Below are 19,308 nucleotides of genomic sequence, written 5' to 3'. Positions count from 1 at the left end.
GTAAGAAGAGATGACATGACGGTCAGGTTTTGCTTTTCGAAACCGCAGATGTTGTGTATAATCACTCAAAATAGAGACAGTCGGCTAGGAGTGATTCACATGCAATGGAATGATCTGAGAGAACATAGACAATATCCTGAATTAACGAAACTGGAGGGCGCGCGTGCTGCGTACGAACGGGACTACTCCAGACTGATACATTCACCGACCTTCCGGCGGCTACAGGGCAAATCACAAGTATTTGGAGCAGGCACCGGGGATTATTATCGAACACGTCTGACCCACTCCCTGGAGGTTGCGCAGATTGCCCGGGAAGCGGCCAGAAGTCTGCTGCGCCGTTACCCCGAGGTGGACTTTAGCAAGGCAGAGAGCCCGGGGCTCATCATTGATTCGGAAGTGGTGGAATGTGCTGCGATTGCGCATGACTTCGGTCATCCACCCTTTGGACATAAAGGAGAAGAAGTGCTGGATGGCATTCTGGATGAGCTGATCCATACAGAAGCCAAGAAGATCATGAAGAAAAGCCGTAACGCCAAAGTGCCCAAGGCCGAATCCGAGGTACGTGCGGAGCTGAAGCGGAAATACGAGCATTTTGAAGGTAACGCACATAACTTCCGTCTTATTATGTATCTGGAGAAGCGGGAGGATATCGACGGACTGAATCTCTCCGATGCTGTGCTGCTGGGCATTAACAAGTACCCTTATCCGGGAACGGAGAGCAAGAAAGGCATGTACCATCATGAGTGGCAGTATATCCGCGAGATTCGGGACCGCTGGAGCATCCCTGCTGGCAAGAAGACACTTGAAGCCCAGCTGATGGACCTCTGCGACGATATTGCGTATTCTGCACATGATCTGGAGGACGGCATCAAGGCTGGCAAAATCGAGGTGCATGAGCATTTTCTGCAGGACCAGCATATCAACCGGCTTATCGTAGATAAAGTAACCACACTGGAGGACTTGTTCTGGAAGGGCTGGACGAGGGAAGCAATTTCGGAAAAAGTGGAAGAGGTCCTTGCGTCGTTCCTGCGTGTCTGGAATGAGAAGATGCCTTTCTGTGAGCATGATTACTCGCGTACCCGTCGTGAGGTGAAGGCGTATTGGGTCAGCCTTTTTGTGGGCAGTCTTGGCGTCATTGATGATGGCGATTGGAAAAAAGTAACGTTCGTACGCGAGGGCGTGGAAGACCTCGACATGCTGCGCACGGTGAGTGTGCTCAAGAGCTTCGCGTGGGTAACGATGATTCGGGATCTGCGTGTACAGCGGCTGCAAAAACGCAGTGAATGGATGATTAAGCGCTTATGGGATGCATTCCTTGATCCGGAAACGTCCAAATCCATCATTCCATCCGATTGGTTGCAGCGTTATGAGAAGGATCAGGCCAAATCTCAGCCAATCTGGACCTGGGAGCATATGGTGATTGATTATATCGCCGGCATGACGGATGCGTTTGCCGAGAAAATTTATAATGAACTGTATGGTCTGAAGGTGGGCTCGATCTATGACCTGGATTAGTGGGTTACATCTATAATCCGGGTGATTAGGCTCATTGATGATCTGAATGAATAGAAGAAATGCTGCGCTCATAAGGAGTTGAGGGTTTGACGTTAGAAGAAAATATCAGTCTCGGCGTGCTGGATCTTGTTCCGAGGCTGAATGGTGCGACCGCTGAACAGGCGCTTCAGCAAGCTGTGCTTCTGGCTCAACGTGCCGAGGCGTGGGGATACGCCAGATATTGGACATCCGAGCATCATGACATGGCTGAGCTTGCCTCGGCTGCTCCAGAGGTGCTGCTGGCACATATTGGCGCAGTTATTCAGCTTGGTTCGGGAGCCGTCCTGCTGCCACACTACAGCCCGCTGAAGGTGGCGGAGTCGTTTCGACTGCTGGCGTCGTTGTATCCGGGCCGAATTGAGCTTGGATTAGGACGGGCTCCGGGTGGGGGGCCTCACGCTGCTATGGCGCTCAGCGGCAATTATTTGCAGCATGTTTCGAAACTGCCTGAATCCCTTGCTTCATTGACAAGGCTGCTGGAGGATCGTTATACGTATGAGGATGTTCCGGTTGTAGCTCGTCCAGTTCCCGAAGCACCGCTATCCCTGTGGATGCTGGGCACCAATCTCAAAAGTGCAGACTTGGCCGCACAGTTTGGTATGGGGTATGTGTTTGGTCAATTTATGAGCGATTCGGATGGAGTGGAGGCGGTTCGTCGTTATCGGGATCAATTTGTTCCGAGTGCTCATCTGAAGCATCCTGTGGTCATGGCGGCGATTAGTGTGATCTGTGCTGCATCAGAGAGCGAAGCTTTAGGCTGGAGCCGTGAGATAGCGGACCAACGCAGAGAGAATCAGCAGGAGCAGTCACATGGCGAGCGCCCGGATGGTTCGGATTTGAGCAGTGCGCGTGATTCAGAAGATCAGGGTGGTTCAAGTAATACTCATGTGCTGAAGCATATTGCGGGCACACCCGAACAAGTGTGGCAGCAGCTTGATCGGCTGGCGCAGAGGTTAAATACCGACAGAATACTTGTTGTAACGGCGGGGCCTGATTATGAACGCAGGTTGGAATCCTATCGCTTGCTTGCTGCGGCCAAACAGGATTGCCTGATTCGCTTTGCAAAAGTGTGAAAGTTGAATTGAAGGATTTATATAAGAAATCAAGAGCTGCAAGTCTGAGAAATATCGGATGTTGCAGCTTTTTTAGTTCGATAAATTTCAACATGATTTTACAATTTACAGCGTCAACCTGACAAAAGAATGCTATAATATTCATGGCTATTAAAAGTGTAGCTATAATATAGATGAGTGCGATTTGCAAGAGGCCGATAGAATGGTTAACCGCTTAATAGCACTGGAATTGGATTTGATGTGAAAGTTGTCATGAGGGGGAAGTTCATATGTTTAGCAGATTCAAAATCAAGAGTATCGGTCTGCGTATCAGCATCGCGTTTTACTTGTTAATCCTCTGTTTAATCATTCTAAGTGTCACCATTATTGGCCGGATGAATTCAATTGAAACGAACACAAATGATATTACCGGTAACTGGATGCCATCCATTCAGGAGATCAACCGCTTGAACTATACAACAGAGCATGTACTGTCTCTAAGTTATCGTTACTTTGATGCCGATGCATCCGACAGAGCCGCGATTAACGAAGAACGTACCAAATTTATTCGTGAAACAGCACAGGCTATTACTGCTTACGATAAATTGAGCAAGTCTGCGGAAGAGGAGGAGAACTGGTCGTCATTTAAGGACAAGTGGGAAGGGTATCTGAAAATCAACACGCAAGCGATTCGACTGAAAGACGAAGGACAGACGGGGCTTGCCAAAGAAGTTGCTATCAAAGGAGCGGAATCCTTTGATACCATGCAGGTGAATCTGGATTACCTCGTCAATTACAGTCAGCAGCAATCGGATATATCGGCAGCCCAAACGATCCGTTCTGTTCAGGATGGCAGGTTGTCGGTAATTATAGGTGTGCTGGTGATTATTCTTATCACGGCTATATTTATACCGATTATACGTACACAAGTTGTTAAACCGCTGCTTCGTGTCATCAGTGCTGTGAAATTGATCGCGGAAGGTCAGTTGAACGTACAGGATGTACATACGAAATATGAAGATGAGGTTGGTACTCTGGCCAAAGCGGTCAATGAGATGAAAGGTAATCTGACTTCAATGGTATTAAATGTGAGGCGAGTGGCCGAAACGGTGAATCGGCAAAGCAATGAATTGGCCATCGCTTCCGAAGAAGTCAAGATTGGCAGTCAGCAGATTGCGATTACAATGGAAGAGTCGGCAAAGGCTGCTGAAAGCCAGGCACAGACTGCAGTTGAATCAGCTCGCGCTGTTGAAGAACTCAATAATCATATTCAGAAACATGCGGAGCAGGGGAATCAGCTTCGGAATATGTCTAATCAAGTGCTGGAGCAAGGACAAAGTGGCCGTAGGGCGATGGAAGGCTCCGTACAACAGATGCAGCAGATTGCCAGTGCAGTGTCATCCTCTATGAGCAAGATGGAGCAGCTCAATCGTAAGAACGAAGATATCTCCAAGCTTGTGCTGGTTATTCACGACATCGCACGTCAAACCAACCTGCTGGCACTGAATGCTTCAATTGAAGCAGCGCGGGCCGGAGAGAGCGGACGTGGCTTTGCAGTTGTAGCATCGGAGGTTCGGAAGTTGTCCGAGGCTGTACAGGCTTCCGTTGAAGAGATCACAACTATTACGCAGGACATTCAACAGGACTCTCAACGAGTGGTGGACGAGCTGCGTGTGGGTGTTCAGGAGACACAGCTAGGACAGGAGCAGGTGCTTGCTTCAGGTCAGTTGTTCAGAACAATTAATCAATCGGTTGAAGGCATGGTTGAAGTCATTGGCGTCATGACAGATGGACTTGCTGGTATGGAAGAGAGCAGTGGTCAAATGAATGATTTCAGTCAGCAGATTTCTGCGGTGTCCGAGCAATCGGCTGCAAGTGTGGAGGAAGTCTCTGCTTCCGCAGAGGAACAGGTAAGCTCATTGGAAATGATCAGCAGTAATATTCAGACGTTGAAGGAGCTGTCTGACGATTTGGTTGTTTCTATCGAAAAACTGAAAGTTTAATCTGTTCTGTATACGCTGTTGTATTTATATAGAAGAAACAGGGTAAAACGGTTGTTTGAACCATGCTTGTAATGAGCAAAAAAATGCTTTTTAGGAGCAGGTACTAATCATAATATTCAGAGGGATTTCCGATGCTGGAGGTCCCTGTTTTTTTATTTTTGGATTAAAAGTAAGCTTTGTCCATTGTCTATGGAGTTGTCACTCCGCCTGACTTTGGATACAATGACTACCGAAGCTTGACGATGCTCGAAGAAGCGAAAGTACTATAAAAGCTGGGAAAAGAGAGGCATTATGGCGAATAATCTGAACAAATTTGAGGCGTATTCTGCAAGCTCTGCTGTAAATGGACGTATCGGCGAAGGAAAGAGTAAGGGACCTCAACATGTTCATGACCTGTATATTTTTGCGTGTCATGAAAATGAGATGCAATTGTGTGAGATGGAACTAAGCACCCTCCTTCAAACGGATGTAACGATATATCGTGAGGGTACCTCGTATGTGTGGTCTGAACGACGTATTTCACCGGGGAGAAGTCCCTTTATTCATGGACGGCTGGATGTGCTGGGCCAAGGTGCATCGGTTGCCGAATTGCTTCCCGTGGCCCGAGAGATTCGTTTGATGCCTGATGAGACGTTTAAGGTGGTTTGTTTAAAGGCGGGAGACGCTGTACCGGATTATGCTCAGGCTCGTAAGTTAGAAAGAGACATCGGGATGTGTATCCGGGGAACAGCACAGATGAAGCAGCCTAAAGTGACTTTCGGACTAATCAAAACAGGAGAAAAATGGCTCCTGGGTCGGTGGACAGAATCGGACAAGTCATGGCAGGTTCATCAGCAGAAGCCCCAAAATTACTCGACAGGGTTTGGGGTTGCTCTTGCGAGAGCACTTGTGAATATCGCTGTTCCAGTAGTGGAGGGACATCGTTTGCTTGATCCTTGCTGCGGAATGGGGACGGTTGTTATTGAAGCCTTGTCCATGGGCATTGATGCAAGAGGTAATGATCTGAATGCACTTGCTGTGCGGGGAGCCCGTGTGAATTTACCGCATTTTGGATACGATGCACATCGAATTACGCTGGGAGACATGAAGGAGCTTGAGGGAAGGTATGATTCGTCAATATTCGACATGCCGTACAATCTTTGCTCTGTTCTTCCCGATCATGAGCAGCGGTTAATGCTGACGAAATTACGTGAATTGTGTGGGCGAGCTGTTATTGTCTCTACAGAGTGGGTGCAGGAGCATCTATTGGAAGCGGGCTGGACCATTGAGCGGTATGGAACAGTTCGTAAAAGTGCATTTGTAAGGCACATCTGGGTGTGTTCCTGAGCGTTGAAAGCAAACTGAATGCTATGAAAAAAACTCCACCAAGGAAAAGAGTTCCTGATGGAGTTTTTTCGTTTATATGCTGGAACTATTAGCAACATATTTTGTGCCATTACAATGATGTGTCATTTAAATTATATTGCATGGGAACGTGCGTTTGTGTTAGTATTTATGACTATAATCGACAAGATTGAGCGGTAGAGTTTTGCCAGCAACGTAGGCTTCCAGATTTTTAATAAAAATATCAAGGGCGCGTTCCGTGTACTGCTCTGTACTTCCTGCGATGTGAGGTGTAATTAACACATTGTCCATTGCCCAGAGCGGGTGGTCTGAAGGAAGGGGCTCCTCTTCAAATACGTCCAGCGCTGCAAAAGCGAGTTTCCCGCTGCGAAGAGCGTCTAGCATGGCTTCTGTCTCTACACTGGGGCCACGGCCTACATTGACGAAACAAGCTCCCGTTTTGAATTGATCAAATGTATTTTGATTGTAAATATGACGTGTTTCATCGGTCAGTGGCAAAATGTTGATGACATAATCGCCTTGACGGAGAGCCTCATGTAGTCCAGACATATCGTACATAGTATCTATATTGGGCACATCCTTGCCTGAACGCCGGACCCCGACAGTGTGCATACCAAGAGCTTTCAGGATGCGTGCTGTCTCGGTGCCGATCTCGCCAACGCCGACGATCACTGCTGTTTTGCCATGCAGTTCCGGTAGCGCTTTGCCGGGTGCCTTCCATTCGGCCTGATGCTGATACAGCATGGCTTGTCTCAGCCAGCGGCTGTGGGATAACATCATGCCCAGAATAATTTCCGTAATGGGGATGGCATGAACACCATTCGCACTGGTTATTTGAATCTGTTTATGCTGAAGGTCCTCCATCGGAAGATGATCAACACCAGCCGACCAGACCTGAATCCATTTCAGTGGACTGTCCTCATTCAGTACATGTTCGCGTATAAGGGAAGACCATCCCAGTATAATCTCTGCTTTTTTTAATTCAGCCGGATCGAGGTCCTTGGCCTTGCCAATCTGGATGGTGTACCCTGGTGCGGCTTGCTGTATCCGCTGTTGCTGCTCTTCAGATAATGTTGGAAAACATATGATTTTGCCCATAAAGTGTATTCCTCCTGAGATCAATGGATTCGTCTTTTCAAGTGTATCAGATTAGGCATACGGCGTGCACAAAGATAGAAAATGCAGGAACGAAGCCTTATATGCAAATGATGCTCTTTGTGTCACTCTATATTTACCCAGCTTGAAATGCTATGCATATTTATGAAATAATAGAGCGAACTTTAGAGAGGTGTATGGAATGAATACTCAAGTACTTCAAGAACATGCATCCCGGCGGGAACGTCTTTTTATCGCTGTGCGGTTGCCTGAAGATATTCAACAGTTTCTTCAGATGCAGGTACAGCCCATACGGAACAAACTGGATTTTCGCAAATGGACGGACCATAGGGATTATCATATTACATTGCAGTTTCTGGGAGATACGTTGATGAGTGATGTGGGTCATCTTCGAGCAGCCCTGCGTACGGTTGCTGCTGAATTCAATGCATTTGCTCTGCGGCTTGATACCTGGGGCACATTTGGTCTGGAACATTCGCCCAAGGTTCTATGGAGAGGTGTTAGCGGAGAGGTAGAGCGCTTACATCATCTGCAAGAGGCTATTGTTCAGGCGACGAAGGAACTGGGCTTTGAAGCAGAGCTGAGACCGTATCGTCCACATGTGACCGTAGCCAGAAAATATGTTGGACACCTGCCTGAAATGGATAATAATGGATTATCGGGCGTTGTTACAGAACCTGTTTCTTATGGGGATTCATGGACTGTAGAAGGGTTTGTACTTTATGTGACAAGGCTTGCACAATCGCCCATGTATGAGACGCTGGATACGTTCTCATTTTCCTGAAAAACTTTTATATACCATAAAATCACATTGACATTGTGTTTATCCCTATGTAATATTAGCCATCGTTATTCAAATTCTTTTTTTTGGGTTACTTAGTTTAGGGAATTGTTTCGACAGGAGGAATCTTCGAATGGAAATTATAAGCAAGAATCGTTGGGTAGCACCGATGTTATCTGTGCTGCTTGTATGTATAGTGGGGGTAAATGTCGTTCAAGCGACTGGGAAGTGGAACGAAGCGAGTGATAGCAAACAGATGACGGAGCTTGCGGCTTCGGCACATAATAACCCGGCTTTGTCTCAGGAGCAGAGGCGAATGACTGAAGATGGGACAAGTCTATCTTCTTACACGTCTAAATCATCGGTAACATGGACTGCTGCGTTGCCAGCCGGAAACTGGCTTGTGTCTGCTCAACATGAGCAGGAACAGAAGCAGGCTGCAGCCCAACGCAAAGCGAAGGCCATTGCTGACGCAAAAGCTAAAAAAGAAGCTGCCTTGAAACTGGCTAAATTGGAACGTGCCAAAGCAGCAGCAGCTGTTTCAACTCCCCCCCAAAAACTTTACTTTACGCGGACCGAACTTTTGAAGCAGGACGATGCGAAACTCGCGACCTGGTCTTACAGTGTGTCCGATAAAGAACTGTTTCTGCTACAGAAAATCGTCATGGCAGAGGCAGAAGGTGAACCGTACGAAGGCAAAGTTGCAGTTGCCAACGTTGTCTTAAACCGGCTGCGGTCAGCCAATTTTCCCGATACCATATATAAGGTCATCTATCAGAAATCCCAGTTCAGTCCTGTGGCGAACGGCCGTTTGAAGCGGGTGACGCCGAATGAGGACAGTATCAAAGCGGTAAATGCTGCCTTGAACGGACAGAAGCAAGTTTCTGATGATACGTATTATTTCCTGTCCTTGACGCTTGCGGATGATCTGACAGTGGCTCGTACGAAGAAAGAAGTGAAAAGAATCGGTCATCATACTTTTTACAAGTAAAAGGCCTTGAAATTCTGCAAACAGGCAGGGTAGTTAACGTTGTGAGCTCACATCAGCCCTGAAAATGTAATGATGCAGTTTTATTTCGTCGTATTCTGAGCGAATCGACCGTCATAGTTTACTCATTTTTCTGGAAGAGTATGCGGTGAAATGCAGTTAAAATTAAAGGGTTCCCCTTCGTTAGTGAAGAGGAACCCTTTTTGTTGTTTTTTTATTATTATGCATTATGTTTATGAGTATACATTGTTAATCAAGCTCTCAGGCCGATTCTAAGGCTCATTAGAGGCGTTATAAAGGCAGTCTGGTACCAGACAAGGGTCTAGTGGATATCCCGGCTTTAAACCGCTCTGGAGACGCAGTTGTAACCTCCGTAGTTGCTGGGAACAATAAATCATGTACAGCCTGAGCGCAAAGCGTCGGATCATAGGCCGCAGATGTCCCTGGTTGATAATCCCTACGATGAGGTGTTGTCTCTTGATCGTGCTGCCCGTCACATAGCTCTTGGAAACAGTTCGTTATGATGTCAGCGGAGTCAATGATCTGCCCATATCCAGCTTGTACAAAATATTCGCAGTTTTCCTCTTCCTGACCCGGATGTGGTGGGATAAACAGCATAGGAAGACCTTTAGCCATTGCTTCCGTGCACGTCATGCCTCCAGGCTTCGTGATCAGGACATCCGATACATCCATAAGCTTGCTGACTTCCCGAGTGTACCCCAGAATTCGAATGTTCGGATGCTGAAAGCACGTATTTTCCTTCATCTTGTCAACCATCTTCTGATTGCTGCCCAGACAGAATACCAGCTGTACCCGATCTGCCCAGGATGCGAGAGCCTTCATGTGTTCCTCGTCAAAAGAAAGCCCCCAGCCGCCTCCCATAAGCAGGGCAGTTGGCATGTTATGAAGTCCCATTTCTGTTCTCAGTTTGACCTTGTCACCCGTCTCCCAGAAGTCGGGATGCACCGGGATGCCGGTAATCTGAATTTGCGAGGCAGGAACCCCCCGTACCTCCAGCATGTCTTGAACCTGAGGTGTAGAAACGAGATATTTGTTAACCTCAGGATTAATCCAGGTGCCGTGCACATCATAATCCGTAATTAATGTGTAGAGCGGAATGTTGAGTCCCTGACGTTTAAGTCTGGAAATGACCGCGTTGGGAAACGGATGCGTGCAGATGACAATGTCCGGTCTGAGCTGGGCAATGACCTGGGCCGTTTGTGTATAGAAAATACGGTGCAACGCCAGTTTGGTAAAGCCGTTTAACGATTTGTTGTACTGAGTGCGGTACAACAGGCTGACAAGCTTGGGTTGAACCGATAGTGTCTTTCGATATGCAGTAAAGATAAGTGGAGCCACGGTTGGATTCAAAAATTTCCCGAGTTCAATAACACGACTATGAACATGCGGACTGACCTTTTTGATTCCGTGTGCCAAGGCGTGAGCCGCCTGCGTGTGACCAGTACCGAATCCTTCTGATAATAAGAGCACTCTTGGTTTTCGCATGAGTTCACCTTTATTCATAAGTTTGAGTTTAAATTTAATTTGAATTTTGATATACAGCAGTTGGGATCGTGAGTAAACTTGAGACGGCGCTGCAAGGGTGGTATTACATGAATATACGAAAAAGTATGGAATCATGTTTCATCCTTGAATATTTACACCATCCTTCATGTTTTGAGACATCAAACTTCATGTATAAGCGGACTGTTTGAGTCATCTTACACTATAGACGACCAAGCTTACAGTTTCCACTGCATTTCGGTTAAAAAATAAATACAATTTTTTGATAGCTAGGCTTGCAATCTTAATTTGAAGGTGATATTGTAACTTGTGACCGAATGACCGATTTATATTTTTGGTCAGTTCTGAAAGAACGACAGCATCACTCATCATATTCGAGCGATCTACGAGAAGCAAGGAGGAGATACAATGGCTCCGATTGACAGGAGACAACAGGTTATACATGCAGCCGCTCAGTCGTTTGCTATGTTTGGATACAAAGCGACCACGATGGATCAAGTTGCCAAGATTGCGAATGTAGGCAAAGGCACGATTTATACCTTTTTTACGAATAAAGAGCAGCTGTTTGATCAAATTCTGATTGAAGTCATTCAGGAGATGAAAAAGATTGCCGATCGTGAAGTACGTAAGGAGAGCAGCTTTTTTGAAAATCTGTTCCGGGTACTGGATGCGCTCTTGGAGTTTCGCCGTGACCATGAATTGCTGGTTAAGCTGTCACATGAGTTGAAAGATTTTGGTACGCTACAGGCCAAAGCGGGACTGGACAAGGTGGAGAAAGTGATTTCCGATTTTCTGGCAAATGAGCTGGAGAGAGCAAGGGACGGCGGAGAGATTCGGGATTGTGATCCGCAAGTCGTTGCGTTTATGATGATTCGTTTGTATACGGCATTGACTACGGATTGGAGCAAGTATCATGAACCGCTTAGCAAGGATGAGATTAAAAGTTACTTTCGCCTTTTCCTGATGGAGGGAATAGCGTTTGATAACAAAGCCAGCTGAGATGATCAAGGCGGTAAATATGTAGTTGGATGGCTGTGTTCAAATGCGAAAAACAGTAAAACTTGTCGGAGGGCAAGTTTGTTTTTTGCCCTGAATTGACCGTTTGAGAATTATGGTCATCACGTATTTCGGTAAAAATTCCAGAAAATTTCATTCTGTTTTCATATTAGTTATTCCTGCTAGTGAGCAGAGAGGTTAAGGGGAGAAAATGACATGAAATCTTTATCCGTGTTTTTCAAGGATGTGGGATCGGCCGTGAGAAACCCGAAGGTGTTGATCCCTGTAATTGCTATATTATTTATACCGATCCTGTATAGCGGCATTTATCTGGCTGCCTATTGGGACCCGTACGGTCATGTGGATAAACTGCCGGTGGCCGTTGTTAATCTCGATAAAGGTGCCGAATTGGAGGGCAAATCACTCCATGTAGGGAACGACCTTATTGATGAACTGAAGAAAAATAAAGATTTCAAATGGGAATTTGTCAGTGCTGCCAAAGCAAAGGAAGGTATGCAGAACGACAAGTATTACATGAAAATCACCATTCCGGAAAATTTCTCATCAAAAGCAACAACATTGCTTGATGACAAGCCTGCACCGGCAGAGCTGATCTATGAGCCCAATGGAAGCTATAACTTTGTTGGTGCACAGATCGGCAAAACGGCTATTAAGGATCTGAAATCCAAAGTTTCAGCCAAGGTGACGGAATCATATGCGGAGACGCTGCTGGACAAGTTCTCGGAGGTGTCTGACGGCTTGGCAGAAGCCGGCGACGGTGCAGGGGATCTGAAGAGTGGAGCAGGCAAGCTGGATGACGGAGCTGTGAAGCTGAAAGACAATCTGGAGAAGCTTGCCTCTGGAACTTTGAAGCTTCAAGATGGCTTGTCTCCATTGAGCAACGGTGTGAACGCATTGCATAATGGGGCGTCCAAACTCGAGAGCGGTACATCGAGTCTGGTTTCAGGCTTACAGCAGCTGCAAGAGGCTGCTACAACCCAGCTTCAAAGCGGTGCTGACCAGTTGAAAACGGGTAGTGATAAACTGGCCACAGGCCTGCAGTCCTCGCTTGATGGTACGAGCAAGCTGCAAGCGGGCCTGCAATCGTCCGAGCAAGGCAGTGCGAAGCTGTCTGACGGGCTGCAAACGGCAGTACAGGGCAGCGGATCGCTGGCTACAGGCCTGCAATCTGCTGTAGACGGCAGCAGCAAAGTAGCCGATGGCGCTCAAAGCGTTGCCGCGGGATTGAAACAGCTTGCCGCAAGCAACCCTGAACTGGCTGCAAGTGCGGACGTTCAGAAGCTGATTGCTGCAAGTCAGGCTGTAGCTGACGGCAGTGCACAGCTGCATGATAGCGAGCAGAAGCTGGCACAAGGTGCTAATCAGCTCCATCAAGGCAATCAGCAGCTGGCTGCTGGTGCGACTGAGCTCCATGGAGGTCAGCAGCAATTGCTTGCTGGTGCAAACCAGCTGGTGGATGGACAGAAGCAGCTGCTTGCCGGTGCTGGACAGCTTAGCCAGGGAGGAGCGAAGCTCTCCGATGGACTGAAGCAATTTAGTGGCAAGCTGGGTGAAGCCGCAACAGGTGGTTCTCAGCTGGCAGCAGGTGCGAAGCAGCTAGGCTCCGGTACAACTGCTTTACAGACAGGTGTAGGTAAACTCAGCGGCGGCGTGTCTTCACTGGCCGATGGTTCTAAACAGCTGGGCGAGGGAGCAGGTAAATTGGCCAACGGTCTGTCGGAACTGAAAGACGGCTCAGGTAAGCTGGAAACTAAGCTGACTGATGCAGCAAAGAAAACATCTGAAGTGAAGAAAACGGATGATGTCGTGAATATGTTTGCAGAACCGGTCAATTCTTCCGAGAACAAGGCGGAAAATGTGAGCAACTACGGAACTGGTATGACACCGTTCTTTCTGTCCATCGGTTTGTTGGTGGGATCACTGATTTCCACCATCGTTCTGAAAATGCGTGAAACTTCTGTGCCAGGTGTTTCGGGATGGAATCGCTTTGTTAGTCGTACGCTTGTGTTTGGTTCGGTGAGCATACTTCAGTCCGTTATCGTAGCGAGCTTTATGTTGTACGGGCTCGGACTGGAGACACGCAGCACAGGATTATTTTATCTGTTTACGATTATAACGGGCCTGACGTTTATGCTGATTGTTCAGGCGCTGGTTACCTGGCTTGATCTTCCTGGCCGTTATGTTGTTATCCTGCTTCTGGTCTTCCAGCTTGCGGGGAGTGCGGGAACCTTCCCGGTAGAGTTGATTCCAACCTGGTTGCAGTCGATTAGTCAGTGGCTGCCGATGACTCACAGCATTGTTGGTCTCAGAGCCGTTGTATCCAGTGGCAACTTTGATGTAATGTGGCATCAAGCAGGTATTCTGAGCATTTATGCTGGTGTATCTATTATTCTTACACTGACATATTTTCTCTGGAGTGGCCGACGTTCGAAGAAAGAAGCGGATGTATCTGAAGTCGGTCAGGCTGCGACTATTTAATAAGAAAAGACTCAGAAATTCGGACAACTTTTGCAAAAAAAAGTAAAAGCTCTTGTATCGGAATTATGCAATATAGTAGTCAAATAGTGCAAATAGCCTGCGGCTCAAAAATGAGCCGCAGGCTATTTTGTATACAATTGTATGAAAACGGAAAGCTTTGTTGTAAGCTTTGACATGAAAATTGCGAAAATCTGGTCAAACGCAGGCGGGATATGGAACGATTTTCTTTTATCAGTAATTAAAATCAGTTGTACTCTGTCTTAAAATGTGTATAATTATTCGAAAAAGAGATGTTTTTAAACGTCATCACACTAAAGCTGTACTGCAAAGCATTTCTTATCGGAGGTATTAAAAAGTTTAAATTGCGCTGATGTTAGGTCGGTGTTAAAATAATAGAACTATATCAAAAACCGTCGCTCCATAATGCGTAGCCGTGCCAACGGTTGCATGTTGTTGTATATATGCTGCTACGGGATTACGGGCAGCAGTCCTTCGCAATACGCGGTCATCGCCGCAATATCAGGTAATGAACAGACAGGTTATACTGTCACCTCTTCATCCAGCAGGCAGGCTTATCACAAGCGGAATGCCGGCTCCCCCCGTTTTACTGTTGCCTGTTGCTATGTTCTTGATCTTTCCGAAATACTTCATTATAGAAAGGTTGCGTTCCATGAGACACATCGGATTACCTCCAAAACAGGGTCTATATGACCCGCAGTTCGAAAAAGATGCATGCGGAATGGGCTTTGTTGCCCACATTAAAGGAAAACCTTCACACGATATCGTTAGTCAGGCGTTGACCATGCTCAGTAACATGGAGCACCGTGGTGGACAGGGGAGCGAGCCGAATTCCGGTGACGGAGCAGGGATCCTTATTCAGATTCCACATCGTTATTTTGCTCAGGAAGCGGTACGTCTTGGTTTTGAATTGCCTGAACAGGGATTCTACGGCGTAGGTATGCTGTTCCTTTCTCATGATCCGCAGGTTCGCGCAGCGCATGAAGAGAGCTTGAAGAAGATTATTGCAGATGAAGGACAGACCTTCCTCGGCTTCCGTGATGTGCCGACATTTGATGAGATGCTGGGCCGTTCTGCATTAGCAGCCAAACCGTATGTTCGTCAGGTATTTATTGGAAGATCGGCTGATGTAAAGGATGAGCTTTCCTTTGAGCGCAAGCTGTATGTTATTCGCAGACGTGCTGAACTGGCTATCCGTTATTCGGCAGATGAGGCTGAAGGTGAGTCATTTTACCTGCCAAGCTTGTCCTGTCGTAAAGTCGTTTACAAGGGCATGCTGACAACCGAACAGGTAGGCGAATTCTATCTGGATCTGCAGGAAGAACTGGTGGAATCGGCGATTGCACTCGTGCACTCCCGTTTCAGTACGAACACCTTCCCGAGCTGGGAACGTGCTCACCCGTATCGCTTTATGATCCACAACGGTGAGATCAACACGATGCGTGGTAACGTGAACTGGATGCATGCGCGTCAGTCTCTGTTCGAAAGTGAATTGTTTGGCGAGGATATCGCTAAAGTAAAACCCGTTATCAACCCGGATGGTTCGGATACAGCCATGTTTGATAACACACTGGAGTTCCTGTATCTGAGTGGACGTTCTCTGCCACATGTAGCCATGATGATGGTTCCTGAGCCATGGAGCACGGATGAAAATATGGACCCTGCCAAAAAAGCATTTTATGAATACCACAGTACGATGATGGAGCCATGGGATGGACCGGCTGCGATGGCATTCACAGATGGTTTGCAGATCGGGGCTACTCTCGACCGTAACGGCTTGCGTCCTGCCCGTTATTATGTAACAAAAGATGACCGAATCATCTTGTCTTCCGAGGTTGGCGTTCTGGATATCGCACCGGAAGATATTCTTTATAAAGATCGTCTGCGTCCAGGGCGTATGTTGCTGGTAGACACGCAGGAAGGCCGTATCATCTCTGATGAGGAAGTCAAAGCGATCATTGCTGCCGAGAACCCTTATCAGGACTGGCTGGATGAGCATTTGATGGACCTGAGTGAGCTGCCGGAAGCACCGGAGCTGCCAGATCCTAAACATGACAATGTAACACAGCTTCAGCTGGCTTACGGATATACATTTGAAGAGCTGCGCAAAGTGCTGGAGCCGATGGCTTCCACAGGTATGGAAGCGACAGGCTCCATGGGTTATGACGCACCGCTGGCTGTTCTGTCGGACCGACCGCAGCGTCTTTACAATTACTTCAAGCAGATGTTTGCACAGGTAACCAACCCGCCGATTGATGCGATCCGTGAAGAGATCGTTACATCGACAGCGACAACGATTGGACCTGAGCGCAACCTGCTGAACCCTGAGCCGGAGAGCTGCCGTCAGATTCGTCTGGATACACCGGTATTGTCTAATGAAGATTTTGCGAAAATTCGCCATGTTCGTCGTCCGGGCTTCCGCTCGATGACGATTCCGATCTTCTTCACGGCTGCGGAAGGCGCGGAAGGCTTGCGTAAATCGATGGACCTGCTCTTTGAAGCGGCAGACCGGGTTATCGACAAGGGGCATAACATTTTGATCCTGTCTGACCGCGGCGTAGATGCCGAGAATGCGGCTATCCCGGCTCTGCTGGCTGTTGCAGGACTGCATCACCATCTGATTCGTCAGGGAACAAGAACCAAAGTCAGCATCCTGCTGGAATCGGCAGAGCCGCGTGATATTCACCACTACGCGCTACTTCTGGGTTATGGTGTAAGTGCGGTCAACCCATATCTGGCATTTGAGACGCTGGATGATATGATTCAGCAAGGGCTGCTGCGTGGCATCTCTCACGAGAAAGCTGTTAAAAACTATATTAAAGCCGCAACAAAAGGCGTTATCAAAATATTGTCCAAAATGGGTATCTCGACGATTCAATCGTATCGCGGTGCTCAAATCTTCGAAGCCGTTGGCTTGAAATCTGAATTTGTAGATCGTTACTTCACATGGACGCCTTCCCGCATCGGGGGAATTGGTCTGGAGGAAGTGGCCGCAGAAGCATTGACACACCACAACCGTGCCTTTACGGACAAGGATGGCAATGACAAAGTGCTGGATTCCGGCGGAGAATACCAATGGCGCAATGATGGGGAAGAGCATTTGTTCAACCCGCAAACGATCCACACACTGCAGCACGCTGTGCGTACTGGTGATTACAAGCTATACAAAAAGTACTCCAAGCTGGTACAGGGTGAGAATGATCAGCTGCTGACGATTCGTTCAATGCTGAAGCTGAAGCCGGTTGGACCATCCATTCCGCTCGAGGAAGTGGAGTCTGTAGAGAATATTATGCGTCGTTTCAAAACAGGCGCAATGTCCTTTGGTTCAATTAGTAAAGAGGCGCATGAGGATCTCGCTATCGCGATGAACCGTGTAGGTGGTAAATCCAACACAGGTGAGGGCGGAGAGGACCCTGCTCGTTTCGTAAAAGACAGCAACGGCGATTCCCGTCGCAGTGCGATCAAACAGGTTGCATCGGGACGATTCGGCGTAACATCCAACTATCTGGTGAATGCAGATGAAATTCAGATCAAAATGGCACAAGGTGCTAAACCGGGTGAAGGCGGGCAGCTTCCAGGCCGTAAAGTGTACCCTTGGGTAGCTGAAGTTCGCGGCTCTACACCAGGTGTAGGCTTGATCTCTCCGCCGCCGCATCACGATATCTATTCGATCGAGGACTTGGCCGAGCTGATCTATGACTTGAAAAATGCCAACCCGCGTGCTGAAATTAACGTGAAGCTGGTATCCGAAGTCGGAGTCGGAACGATTGCTGCAGGTGTAGCAAAAGGCCGTGCAGATATTATCCTGGTCAGCGGTTACGATGGAGGTACAGGAGCTTCTCCACAAGGTTCCATCCGTCACGCCGGTATGCCATGGGAGCTGGGGCTTGCCGAGACACATCAAACGCTGATGCTGAACAATCTGCGTGATCGTGTTGTGCTAGAGACAGACGGCAAAATGCTGAATGGACGCGATCTGGCGATTGCTGCCCTGCTTGGCGCGGAAGAGTATGGTTTCTCGACTGCACCACTCGTTGCGCTTGGTTGTATCATGATGCGGGTCTGCCAAATGGATACATGTCCGGTTGGTGTAGCTACACAGAACCCGGAGCTGCGTAAAAATTATATGGGTGATCCGGCACATGTCGTGAACTTCATGCGTTTTGTCGCGGAAGACATGCGTGAGATTATGGCCGAGCTTGGTTTCCGTACGATTCAAGAGATGGTTGGACGTACAGATTGTCTGGAAGCCGTAGAAGCGGTAGATCACTGGAAGAAAAAAGGTGTGGATCTGTCTGTATTGCTGCATGTGCCTGAGATGCCGGAAGGCTCTGCACGTTACCGCACACAGCATCAGAATCACCAATTGGAAGAGACGCTCGATATGCAGCAGCTCGTACCTCTGGCACAGCCTGCAATCGAATCCGGTCAGCCAGTTGAGGCGGTTCTGCCAATCACGAACGTGAACCGTGCTGTAGGTACCATTCTGGGTAGTGAAATTACACGGAAATATGGCCTTGCCGGTTTACCAGAGGATACAGTTAAATTCAAATTCGTTGGCTCAGCCGGACAAAGCTTTGGTGCTTTCGTACCTAAGGGTATGACCCTCACCGTTGAAGGCGACTCTAATGACTATGTGGGTAAAGGCTTGTCAGGAGGCAAACTGGTCGTTATGCCTTCGCCAAAAGCAACGTTTGAAGCGGAAAATAACATTATTATCGGTAACACTGCGCTGTATGGAGCTACGAGCGGAGAAGCGTATATCCGTGGTATTGCTGGTGAACGTTTTGCCGTGCGTAACTCGGGTGCCAAAGTGGTCGTTGAAGGTGTAGGCGATCACGGATGTGAATACATGACGGGTGGACGTGTTGTTGTACTCGGTGATACAGGCCGTAACTTCGCAGCAGGGATGTCTGGTGGTATCGCTTATGTGTATGATCCAAAAGGAACTTTCCTGCAACGCTGCAACCTGGAGATGGTTCTTCTGGAGCGCATTGAGGATGTTTCCGAAAGCGCGGATCTACGCGGTATGATTCAACGTCACGTAGCACTTACAGGAAGTGCGGCGGGTCAGCGTATTCTCGATACATGGCAGGATTCCCTGAATCAGTTCGTACGTGTCATTCCAAAAGACTTCAAACGTATGACTGAACAGATCGAGCGTATTCAAGCGACAGGTCTGACAGGTGAAGCTGCTTTGCTCGCAGCATTTGAAGCCAACATGCGTGAGCTTGCACGTACCGGAGGTTAATGCTTTATTAGTTCCGGGATGTCGTATAAAAGATGAAAACAAAAGGAGCCTTACAGCCGTTAAACTGGCGCTGTAAGGCTCCTTTTTGCTTTCGACAAAATTAGAACCCGCTCCAAAAACACTATCGCCATGAGACGACAACATCAAGGAACGTTCTCAAGTATAATTAGGCTTAGTTTTGG

General features: G+C 47.8%; 11 protein-coding genes. 9 read left to right on the top strand and 2 right to left on the bottom strand.

Annotated elements, in window-relative coordinates; all coding sequences use genetic code 11:
• The first annotated feature begins 99 nt into the window (after positions 1–99).
• The 4 genes from DFQ00_RS14210 to DFQ00_RS14195 all read left to right on the top strand — a co-directional run bounded on the left by DFQ00_RS14210 (position 100) and on the right by DFQ00_RS14195 (position 5,935).
• Positions 100–1,515, top strand: coding sequence for a deoxyguanosinetriphosphate triphosphohydrolase family protein (locus DFQ00_RS14210; protein ID WP_110897145.1), 1,416 nt, complete (start codon positions 100–102; stop codon positions 1,513–1,515).
• Positions 1,516–1,601: 86 nt separating this feature from the next.
• Entirely contained in the window at positions 1,602–2,627 is a 1,026-nt protein-coding gene (locus DFQ00_RS14205) for an MsnO8 family LLM class oxidoreductase (protein WP_110897144.1), read from the top strand.
• A gap of 269 nt (positions 2,628–2,896) precedes the next feature.
• The gene (locus DFQ00_RS14200) at positions 2,897–4,609 is read left to right on the top strand and encodes a methyl-accepting chemotaxis protein (protein WP_110897143.1); all 1,713 of its coding nucleotides are present in this window, start codon (positions 2,897–2,899) and stop codon (positions 4,607–4,609) included.
• Between the two features lie 423 nt (positions 4,610–5,032).
• On the top strand, positions 5,033–5,935 hold the full coding sequence (locus tag DFQ00_RS14195) for a TRM11 family SAM-dependent methyltransferase (RefSeq protein WP_425271027.1): 903 nt from the start codon (positions 5,033–5,035) through the stop codon (positions 5,933–5,935).
• 159 nt (positions 5,936–6,094) lie between these two features.
• Here DFQ00_RS14195 and DFQ00_RS14190 read toward each other — a convergent pair whose 3' ends face one another.
• On the bottom strand, positions 6,095–7,051 hold the full coding sequence (locus tag DFQ00_RS14190; RefSeq protein ID WP_110897141.1) for a D-2-hydroxyacid dehydrogenase: 957 nt from the start codon (positions 7,049–7,051) through the stop codon (positions 6,095–6,097).
• A 199-nt stretch (positions 7,052–7,250) separates the two neighbouring features.
• Between DFQ00_RS14190 and thpR the strand changes: the two genes are divergently transcribed.
• Together thpR and DFQ00_RS14180 are read left to right on the top strand one after the other, a co-directional pair.
• Positions 7,251–7,853 (top strand): RNA 2',3'-cyclic phosphodiesterase, encoded by a 603-nt coding sequence (thpR, locus tag DFQ00_RS14185; RefSeq protein ID WP_110897140.1) that lies wholly within the window; start codon positions 7,251–7,253, stop codon positions 7,851–7,853.
• A 130-nt stretch (positions 7,854–7,983) separates the two neighbouring features.
• Positions 7,984–8,841, top strand: coding sequence for a cell wall hydrolase (locus tag DFQ00_RS14180; protein WP_110897139.1), 858 nt, complete (start codon positions 7,984–7,986; stop codon positions 8,839–8,841).
• 288 nt (positions 8,842–9,129) lie between these two features.
• Here the strand turns inward: DFQ00_RS14180 and DFQ00_RS14175 are convergent, their stop codons facing one another.
• Positions 9,130–10,344, bottom strand: a complete 1,215-nt coding sequence (locus DFQ00_RS14175) for an MGDG synthase family glycosyltransferase (RefSeq protein WP_110897294.1) — start codon at positions 10,342–10,344, stop codon at positions 9,130–9,132.
• Between the two features lie 426 nt (positions 10,345–10,770).
• On the opposite strand from DFQ00_RS14175, the gene DFQ00_RS14170 reads away from it, so the two are divergent.
• From DFQ00_RS14170 to gltB, 3 genes are all read left to right on the top strand, one after another.
• Positions 10,771–11,361 (top strand): TetR/AcrR family transcriptional regulator, encoded by a 591-nt coding sequence (locus DFQ00_RS14170; protein ID WP_110897138.1) that lies wholly within the window; start codon positions 10,771–10,773, stop codon positions 11,359–11,361.
• A 213-nt stretch (positions 11,362–11,574) separates the two neighbouring features.
• Entirely contained in the window at positions 11,575–13,857 is a 2,283-nt protein-coding gene (locus tag DFQ00_RS14165; protein WP_110897137.1) for a YhgE/Pip family protein, read from the top strand.
• A gap of 670 nt (positions 13,858–14,527) precedes the next feature.
• Positions 14,528–19,126, top strand: a complete 4,599-nt coding sequence (gltB, locus tag DFQ00_RS14160; protein WP_110897136.1) for a glutamate synthase large subunit — start codon at positions 14,528–14,530, stop codon at positions 19,124–19,126.
• Positions 19,127–19,308: the final 182 nt, after the last annotated feature.

This window comes from Paenibacillus barcinonensis, assembly GCF_003217495.1.
GTDB lineage: Bacteria > Bacillota > Bacilli > Paenibacillales > Paenibacillaceae > Paenibacillus > Paenibacillus barcinonensis.
Note: the sequence above shows the minus strand (reverse complement) of the source record. Positions and strands in the feature narration are given on the sequence as shown.